Source organism: Pseudonocardia pini, assembly GCF_013870575.1.
Classification (GTDB): domain Bacteria; phylum Actinomycetota; class Actinomycetes; order Mycobacteriales; family Pseudonocardiaceae; genus Pseudonocardia; species Pseudonocardia pini.
Window position 1 is genome coordinate 1 of sequence record NZ_JACBXB010000186.1, and the last position, 8,316, is coordinate 8,316.

Annotated in this window: 8 protein-coding genes; 5 read left to right on the forward strand and 3 right to left on the reverse strand. The window is 72.5% G+C overall.

Annotation, left to right across the window (positions count from 1 at the left end):
* Positions 1-222 precede the first annotated feature (222 nt).
* The 3 genes from H5J29_RS13135 to H5J29_RS35000 all read right to left on the reverse strand — a co-directional run bounded on the left by H5J29_RS13135 (position 223) and on the right by H5J29_RS35000 (position 3,197).
* Positions 223-1,329 (reverse strand): hypothetical protein, encoded by a 1,107-nt coding sequence (locus H5J29_RS13135; RefSeq protein WP_181781224.1) that lies wholly within the window; start codon positions 1,327-1,329, stop codon positions 223-225.
* A 180-nt stretch (positions 1,330-1,509) separates the two neighbouring features.
* Positions 1,510-1,881 carry a PPOX class F420-dependent oxidoreductase gene (locus H5J29_RS34995; protein ID WP_181781225.1) on the reverse strand — a complete coding sequence of 124 codons (372 nt, stop codon included), beginning with the start codon at positions 1,879-1,881 and terminating at the stop codon, positions 1,510-1,512.
* Entirely contained in the window at positions 1,878-3,197 is a 1,320-nt protein-coding gene (locus tag H5J29_RS35000) for a cytochrome P450 (protein ID WP_181781226.1), read from the reverse strand. Before H5J29_RS35000 ends, H5J29_RS34995 begins: the two co-directional genes overlap by 4 nt.
* Before the next feature lie 88 nt (positions 3,198-3,285).
* On the opposite strand from H5J29_RS35000, the gene H5J29_RS13150 reads away from it, so the two are divergent.
* The 5 genes from H5J29_RS13150 to H5J29_RS13170 all read left to right on the forward strand — a co-directional run.
* Positions 3,286-4,143 (forward strand): metallophosphoesterase family protein, encoded by an 858-nt coding sequence (locus tag H5J29_RS13150; protein WP_181781230.1) that lies wholly within the window; start codon positions 3,286-3,288, stop codon positions 4,141-4,143.
* Between the two features lie 179 nt (positions 4,144-4,322).
* On the forward strand, positions 4,323-5,369 hold the full coding sequence (locus H5J29_RS13155) for an NADH-quinone oxidoreductase subunit B family protein (protein WP_181781227.1): 1,047 nt from the start codon (positions 4,323-4,325) through the stop codon (positions 5,367-5,369).
* A gap of 3 nt (positions 5,370-5,372) precedes the next feature.
* Positions 5,373-7,175, forward strand: coding sequence for a nickel-dependent hydrogenase large subunit (locus tag H5J29_RS13160; RefSeq protein WP_181781228.1), 1,803 nt, complete (start codon positions 5,373-5,375; stop codon positions 7,173-7,175).
* Positions 7,175-7,669 (forward strand): NifU-related iron-sulfur-binding protein, encoded by a 495-nt coding sequence (locus H5J29_RS13165; RefSeq protein ID WP_181781229.1) that lies wholly within the window; start codon positions 7,175-7,177, stop codon positions 7,667-7,669. The genes H5J29_RS13160 and H5J29_RS13165 overlap by 1 nt, the downstream gene beginning before the upstream one ends.
* A 54-nt stretch (positions 7,670-7,723) precedes the next feature.
* The coding region (locus H5J29_RS13170; protein ID WP_312858196.1) for a DUF5947 family protein at positions 7,724-8,316 on the forward strand (593 nt) is incomplete at its 3' end.

Genomic DNA, 8,316 nt, shown 5'->3' on the forward strand with positions numbered 1-8,316 from the left:
CCGAGCGGGGCGATCAACCCCAGTGCCAACGCGGCCAGCAGGGCGGGCACCCGGTCCGCCGCGGACCCCCGGAACAGTCCCTCGGCGGTCCGGGGGTCGGGTCGTGCGGGACGGCTCAGCACTCCGGTGCGTCTCATCGGCCCCTCCCGGCACTCCGGTCACGAGAAGTCTTACCCGTGTGGGGGACTCAAGCTCCGCCGACACGCCGGGCGACCTGCGCAGTCAGGGGGCGGTGACGGACGGGTCCACCGGCTCGCGCGGCCCGGGCACCCGGGGCTGTGTGGTCCGCTGCAGCATCCGGCGCAGCGCGGGCAGCGCGTTGTCGATGCTCGTGGTGACCGTGAGCTCCGGCGGGTGTTTCTGGGCGATCTCGGTGCTGATCAGGATGTGGGTGCCGCCGGTCGACGTGATCTCCATCTGGTGCGCCGTCAGCGTGGCCTTCATGACGGGGAAGCCGGCGATGTCGCCCGCCAGCAGGTCCTTCGCCGCCCGCCGTCGGGTGTTGACGGCCGCCACGTGGTCGTAGTGGTACTCGTGCGTGTCGACGTTTTTCTTGCCGCCCGTGGCCAGGTCCAGGTCGAAGGTGCGGACCGCGAGCCGGTCGGCGGCCAGACAGACGACGGCCACGGAGTAGACGGTGAACCGGCGGATCCGGTCCTCGTAGTCCGGCCGGTGCCGCGCGCCCTCGGCGGGCCCGGCGAAGACCAGCGGCAGGCCGCCGTGCGCGTGCACGACGCGGCCCGCGCCCCGCTCCTCGGGCCGCGGGGGATCGGCGTGCAGGAGCAGGTCGCCCCGACGCAGGCCGAAGGCCTCGAGGGTCTCCGCGCACGCGGCCGTGAGGTCCTGGTTGAGGGTGCGGTCGAGCAGCCGGGCGGCCGGTTTGTGGTTCGCCCGCCGGTAGGTGTGGTGGTAGGTCCGGATCGCGGTGGCGCCCACGGCGAGCAGCACGACCATGATCGCCGCGCAGGCCCCCGCCCAGCCCGGGGACCCGAGGAGCAGCAGGCACACCGCGACGACCAGCACGACCGCCGCGACCTGGACGTAGCGGTAGCCCCGAGTGAGGTCGCTCGGCGGTGGTGACGGTCGGAAGTAGCGCTGCACCCACTCCTTGCGTTGGGCGTCCTTGGGCTCGCCGAGCGTGGGCAGCTCGGGCGAGGGCTGGGGGAACGGCGGTGGGGCGAAGCTCTCGCGCCGCCGCCTCCACCAGGCCCGCCGCCGGGACCGCGCCCACTCGCGCAGCCGGGCCCCCCGGGCCGTCCGCCTGCCTGCCTGTGCCATGTGGTCCCCCCCGTACACCGCCTTGCGGGGGAAGGACTCGGAGAAGATCATCGAAGTGTTGCGGGATGCGGCGAAGATGGCCCGGTCGGACCAGGATCGCCTGGTGGGATCGCCTCGGGGCGCCGGACGGGCCGGCGCCGCCCCGCCGATCGACCGTGGATCGCAGGACCGGGTGCCCCACCAGGGCCGGCCGGGTGGAACAGCGCGATCACGCCGCGTGGCGGATCGGCGTTACTCCTGGACGGCGACCGCCAAACCGGTGGATCCGCGGGACCCCCGGAACAGCCTGCTCGAGCCCACGGCGATCCGGCCGAGCAGGCCGTACTTCCGCGCGACGGCCCTGCGCACGGCACGGGTGCCTTCGGCGTCGAGGATCTCGGCGGTGCCCGGGACCGCCGGGCCCAGCGGGGCGCCCCGACGGTCGCACTCGGCAACCTCGACCGCCCCGGAGCGCCGGATCCGCTTGACCTTGCCCGAGTCGGTGACGGTCCAGACGCCGATCCGGCCGTCCGCGGTGGGGGCGACCCACACCGGCGTCGGGACGGGGGTGCCGTCCTTGCGGTAGGTCGTGAGCAGGACGTACTGGGCGTCGGCGAGGGTCACGCGGGAACGCTCGCACGGTGGAGCGCGACCGGCACGGTCGCGTACCCGCGCAGCAGCTTGGTCCGACGGCGGACCGGCGTGCCCGCGGCCCGCATGTCCGGGAACCGCTCGACGAGGGCGCGCAGCGCGACCTCGCCCTCCATCCGGGCCAGCGAGGCGCCGAGGCAGAAGTGGATGCCCTGCGAGAAGGACACGTGCCTGTGCGCCTCGGCCCGCGTGACGTCGAACCGGTCCGGCTCGGGGAAGACCGCCGGGTCCCGGTTGACCCCGCCGAGGTGCGTGATCACGAACTGCCCGCGCCGGACGGTGACCCCGCCGAGCTCGACGTCGGTGTACGCCACCCGCCCGGTCCGCTGGACCGGCGCCTCGTAGCGCAGCATCTCGTCGATGGCGGTGGCCCAGTGCTCCGGTTCGGCGCGCAGCAGCTCGGCCTGCTCGGGGTGCTCGAGGAGCAGCGCGGCGCCGTTGGAGATGAGGTTCACGGTGGTCTCGAAACCGGCGGCGAGCAGCAGCATCGCGATGCTGGAGAGCTCGTCCTCGCTGAGCGCGCCGTCCGCGTGGTGGGCGGTGACCAGCGCGGAGAGGATGTCCTCACCGGGGTCGCGGCGGGTCCGCTCGAAGTGCCCGAGCATCCAGGCGTGCAGGGCGTCGATGTCCCGCTCGGAGCGGCGGAACTCGCGGTAGGAGAGCCCGGCGTCGAGCGACAGGGCGGCGCCCTCGCCCCACGCGAGGAACTGGTCCCGCATGTCGAGCGGCGCACCGAGCATCTCCGCGATGACCGTGGCGGGCAGCAGCGCGGCGAAGTCGCTCGCGACGTCCGCGCGGTCGGAGCGGGCAATCCCGTCGAGCAGCTCGTCGGCGACCTCCTCGGTGCGAGTGCGCAGCGCGGCGACCTTCTTGGCGGAGAACGCCCTGGTCACGAGCTTGCGGTAGCGCGTGTGGTCCGGCGGGTCCGCGGCCAGCATGGACGGTGGCTGGGCAGGCCCGAGCGCCCAGTCGCCGCCGAGCCGCACCGCGGCGCGCAGGACCGTGGGCATGTTCTCCGGCATCCGTCCCGCCACGCCGAAGTCCGGGCTCCGCAGCATCGCCGTGGTGACCTCGTGGTCCACGGTGGCCAGCGCCAACCCCGTGTCCACGATCCGGCCGCGCGCCCGGAGCTCCTCGTAGAAGGGGTAGGGGTTCGCGATCACCGCCGGGTCGGCGAGCAGCCGCCCGCCGATCTCCCCGGCCTTCGCGTTGCGCCGCACCATCTGTCGCATCAGGCCGTGCCGCAGGCCCCAGCGGACCATCCGGCGTGCACCTCGGGAACCCGCCATGAAGACCTCCTCGCGATCGGCGCTAACTTACCGCCGGTAACCTCGCTGTGGCCACCGGCTCACAGGGGTTCCTCAGGTCGTGTGGTAGATCGAGGGGGTGCCCCGCCTGCTCGCCGTCAGTGACCTGCACGTGCGTTATCCCGAGAACCGGGAGGTCGCGGCGGGGTTGGCCGGGGACCCGGGGGACTGGCTGATCGTCGCGGGGGACGTCGCCGAGCGGGTCGACGACGTCGTGGCCGTGCTCGCCGACCTCGCCGCCCGGTTCGCGCGGGTGATCTGGGTGCCGGGCAACCACGAGCTGTGGACGCGCACGAAGGACCCCGTCGACCTGCGGGGTGAGCACCGCTACCGGCACCTGGTGGAGCGGTGCCGGGCGCTCGGGGTGCTCACGCCCGAGGACCCGTTCCCGGTCTTCGAGGGCGTCACCGTCGCGCCGCTCTTCCTGCTCTACGACTACTCGCTGCTCCCCGCGGGCACCACGACCCCGGCGGAGGGCCTCGCCGCCGCGTACCGGGCCGGGGTGGTCTGCACGGACGAGCACCTGCTGTACCCGGACCCCTACCCGAGCCGCGAGGCCTGGTGCGAGGCTCGGGTCGCGTACTCGCGCGAGCGGCTCGACGCCGTCTCCGGGCCCACGGTCCTGGTCAACCACTGGCCGCTGACCCGGCTGCCCACCGAGGTGCTGCGCTATCCGGAGTTCGTCCTCTGGTGCGGGACGACGGCGAGCGCGGACTGGCACCGCCGCTACCGGGCGCAGGCGGTGGTCTACGGCCACCTGCACATCCCGCGGGTGACCTACGAGGACGGCGTCCGGTTCGTCGAGGCCTCGCTCGGCTACCCGCGCGAGTGGCGGCCGCGCCAGGACCGGCTCGGCGTGCCGTCCGAGGTGCTGCCCCGCCAGGTGCTCCCCGTCCCGGCCGAGGACTTCGGCGTCCGACCCCGCTGACCCCCTCGCCCGCGTCGCGGGCCCGGACCGAGCCGCGGTGCGTCACCGCGACCGACCGGTCCCTGCACACCGTCCCTAGCTGCGGCATGCACTTACTCCGCCCGGCCCACGCCGCTACAACGGGAGCAGGTCAGTGACCACGACGGCGGCCCCCCGGGGCCTCGGGAGGCGACGCCCTGATGTCCGCTCCGGTCGAGGACGACGAGGCCCTGGTCCACATCCTCTGGATCAACGCGGGCCTGAGCTGCGACGGCGACTCGGTCGCCCTCACCGCGGCCACCCAGCCGAGCATCGAGGAGATCGCCATGGGCGCCCTGCCGGGGCTCCCCAAGGTGGCGGTGCACTGGCCCCTCATCGACTTCGAGAACGGGCCCGTCGGCGGCGCGGACGACTTCATCGAGTGGTTCTTCAAGGCCGAGCGCGGTGAGCTCGAGCCCTTCGTCCTGGTCGTCGAGGGGTCGATCCCCAACGAGGCGATCAAGCCCGAGGGCTACTGGTCCGGGTTCGGCAACAACCCGCTGACGGGGCAGCCGATGACCACCAGCGAGTGGCTGGACCGGCTCGCCCCCGAGGCCCTGGCCATCCTCGCCGTGGGCACCTGCGCCACCTACGGCGGCATCCATGCCATGGCGGGCAACCCGACCGGCGCGATGGGGGTCCCGGACTACCTCGGCTGGGACTGGAAGTCGAAGGCGGGCATCCCGATCGTCTGCGTGCCCGGCTGCCCGACCCACCCGGACAACCTCTCCGAGACGATCCTCTACCTGCTGTACCAGGCCACCGGCGCCGCTCCGATGATCCCGCTCGACGAGGCCCTGCGCCCGAAGTGGCTCTTCGGTGCGACGGTGCACGAGGGCTGCGACCGCGGCGGCTACTACGAGCAGGGCGAGTTCGCGACCGAGTACGGCTCGCCGACGTGCCTGGTCAAGCTGGGCTGCTGGGGTCCGGTCGTGAAGTGCAACGTGCCCAAGCGCGGCTGGATCAACGGCGTGGGCGGCTGCCCGAACGTCGGCGGGATCTGCATCGGCTGCACCATGCCCGGCTTCCCGGACAAGTTCATGCCCTTCATGGACGCCCCGCCGGGCAGCCTCGTCTCCGGTGCGGCCAGCAAGGCCTACGGCGGGGTGATCCGCAGGCTCCGGACGATCACGGCGAAGAAGCTCGACGCCGAGCCGAAGTGGCGGCACAAGGGCGAGCTCACGACCGGCTACTCGAAGGTCTGGTGACCCATGACCGCCACCGCACCCCGCACCGCGAGCACGGACACCACCGGCCTCACCGAGATGTCGTGGGACCCGATCACCCGCATCGTCGGCAGCCTCGGGATCTACACGAAGATCGACTTCTCGCAGCGGACCGTGGCCGAGTGCCACTCCACCTCGTCGATCTTCCGCGGCTACTCGATCTTCATGAAGGGCAAGGACCCGCGCGACGCCCATTTCATCACCAGCCGGATCTGCGGCATCTGCGGCGACAACCACGCGACCTGCTCGGTCTACACCCAGAACATGGCCTACGGCGTGCGCCCGCCGCACCTCGGTGAGTGGATCATCAACCTGGGCGAGGCCGCCGAGTACATGTTCGACCACAACATCTTCCAGGAGAACCTGGTCGGGGTGGACTACTGCGAGAAGATGGTCGCGGAGACCAACCCCGGCGTCCTGGAGCTCGCGAACCGCACCGAGTCCCCGCACGCCGCCGACCACGGCTACCGCACCATCGGCGACGTCATGCGGGCGCTGAACCCCTTCACCGGCGAGTTCTACCGCGAGGCGCTGCAGGTCAGCCGCTACACGCGCGAGATGTTCTGCCTGATGGAGGGCAGGCACGTGCATCCGTCCACGTTGTACCCGGGCGGTGTCGGCACGCACGCCACGATCCAGCTGTTCACGGACTACTACACGCGGCTGATGCGGTACGTGGAGTTCATGAAGAAGGTCGTGCCGATGCACGACGACCTGTGGGACTTCATGTACGAGGCCCTGCCGGGCTACGAGGAGGTCGGCCGCCGCCGGGTGCTGCTGGGCTGCTGGGGCTCGCTCAACGACCCGGAGTACTGCGACTTCGACTACCGGAACATGACCGCCTGGGGCCGACGGATGTTCGTGACCCCCGGCGTCGTCGTGGACGGGAAGCTGGTGACCAACGACCTCGTCGAGATCAACCTGGGCATCCGGATCCTGTTGGGCCACAGCTTCTACCAGGACTGGGAGGACCAGGAGACCTTCGTGACACACGATCCGCTGGGCAACCCGGTGGACCGGCGACACCCCTGGAACCAGCACACGATCCCCGCGCCGCAGAAGCGCGACTTCGACGACAAGTACTCCTGGACCATGTCCCCGCGGTGGTTCGACGGCACGGAGTTCCTCCCGCTGGACACCGGCGGCGGACCGCTCGCGCGGCTCTGGGCGACGGCGTTGGGCGGGCTCGTCGACTGCGGGTTCGTGAAGGCGACCGGGCACAGTGTGGAGATCAACCTGCCGCGGACCGCGCTCAGGCCGGAGGCGAGCTACACCTGGACACCGCCGACGGACAAGCAGGGTCGGCCCCTGTCCAACGCGATCGAGCGCAACCGCGCCCGCACGTACTTCCAGGCCTACTCCGCGGCCGTCGCGCTGCACTTCGTCGAGCAGGCGCTGGCGGAGGTCCGCGGCGGCAACACCGCGACGTGGGAGCGCTTCGTCGTCCCGGACGACGCCGACAGCTGTGGGTTCACCGAGGCCGTGCGCGGGGTGCTCAGCCACCACATGGTCATCCGGGACGGCAGGATCGCGAACTACCACCCGTACCCGCCCACGCCGTGGAACGGGAGCGTGCGGGACTCCTTCGGCACGCCGGGGCCCTACGAGGACGCCGTGCAGAACACCCCGATCTTCGAGGAGAACGGGCGGGAGAGGTTCAAGGGCATCGACATCATGCGGGCGGTCCGCAGTTTCGACCCGTGCCTGCCCTGCGGTGTCCACATGTACCTCGGCGAGGGCAAGGAGCTGCACACGACGCACTCGCCCGGCGCCCTGAACGTCGTCTGATGGACGCCGGTGAGGTGGCCGGTCGTCTGGAGGAGGTGCTCGACCGGCTCGATCCGCGCACCCGGCCCGCCGGGGAGGAGCTCGTCCGGCTGCTGATGCGGTTCTACGGAGCCGGGTTGGAGCAGCTGGTGACCGTCGCGCGGGCCGCCGGGGGAGACGGGCTCGTCCATCGGCTGGCGGCGGACCAGCTGGTCGGAGGCCTGCTCGCGCTGCACGACCTGCACCCGGTGGACCTGCGCACCCGCGTCGAGCAGGCGATGGCCGTCGCCGCCCGCAAGCTCGGCGGTCACGCCGCCGACGCCGAGCTGCTCGGCATCGACGACGACGGCACCGTCCGGGTCGGCGTCACAGCGGGCGGGTGCGGGGCGGGCACGGTGCGCGAGATCGTGGAGGAGGAGGTCACCGCCGTGGCACCCGACGCCGCGGGGGTCTCGTTCGTCGAGCGTGCGGCCGGTCCGCCCCTGTTGCAGATCGGGGTCCGCCGTGGCCCGTGAGCGGCGATCGTCGCCAGGGCGACGATCGCCGCGCACGACCCTCGAAGGTCGGCGGTGACCGGCCTGCGGCGGTACCTCACCGCGCCCGACCCGGTGGGCGAGGTGGTGGAGCGCTGCGAGCTGTGCGCCACGCCCGTCCCCGCCCGGCACCCGCACCTGGTGCAGGTCGCGCAGCGCAGGCTGCTGTGCGCGTGCGGGCCGTGCGGGTTCCTGTTCGACCAGCCCGGTGCGGGCGGCGGCGAGTACGCCCGGGTGCCGGACCGCTACCTCGCCGACCCGGGGTTCCGGCTCGCCGAGGCGGACTGGGACGCGCTGCAGATCCCGGTCGGTACGGCGTTCTTCCTGCACAACTCGGTACGCGGCTGCGTGGTCGCGTGCTACCCGAGCCCCGCGGGCGCCACCGAGAGCGAGCTCTCCCTCGACGCCTGGGCCTCCGGCCCCGGGGTCGCGCCGTTGGCCCGCGAGCTGCGCCCGGACGTCGAGGCGCTGCTCGTCCGCCGGGATCCGCCCGCGTGCCTCCTGGTCCCGGTCGACGCCTGCTACCGGCTCGTCGGGCTGGTCCGGCTGCACTGGCGGGGGTTCGACGGCGGCGCCGAGGCCCACGCCGCGGTCGACGCCTTCTTCGCCGACCTGCGCGAGCGGGCCCG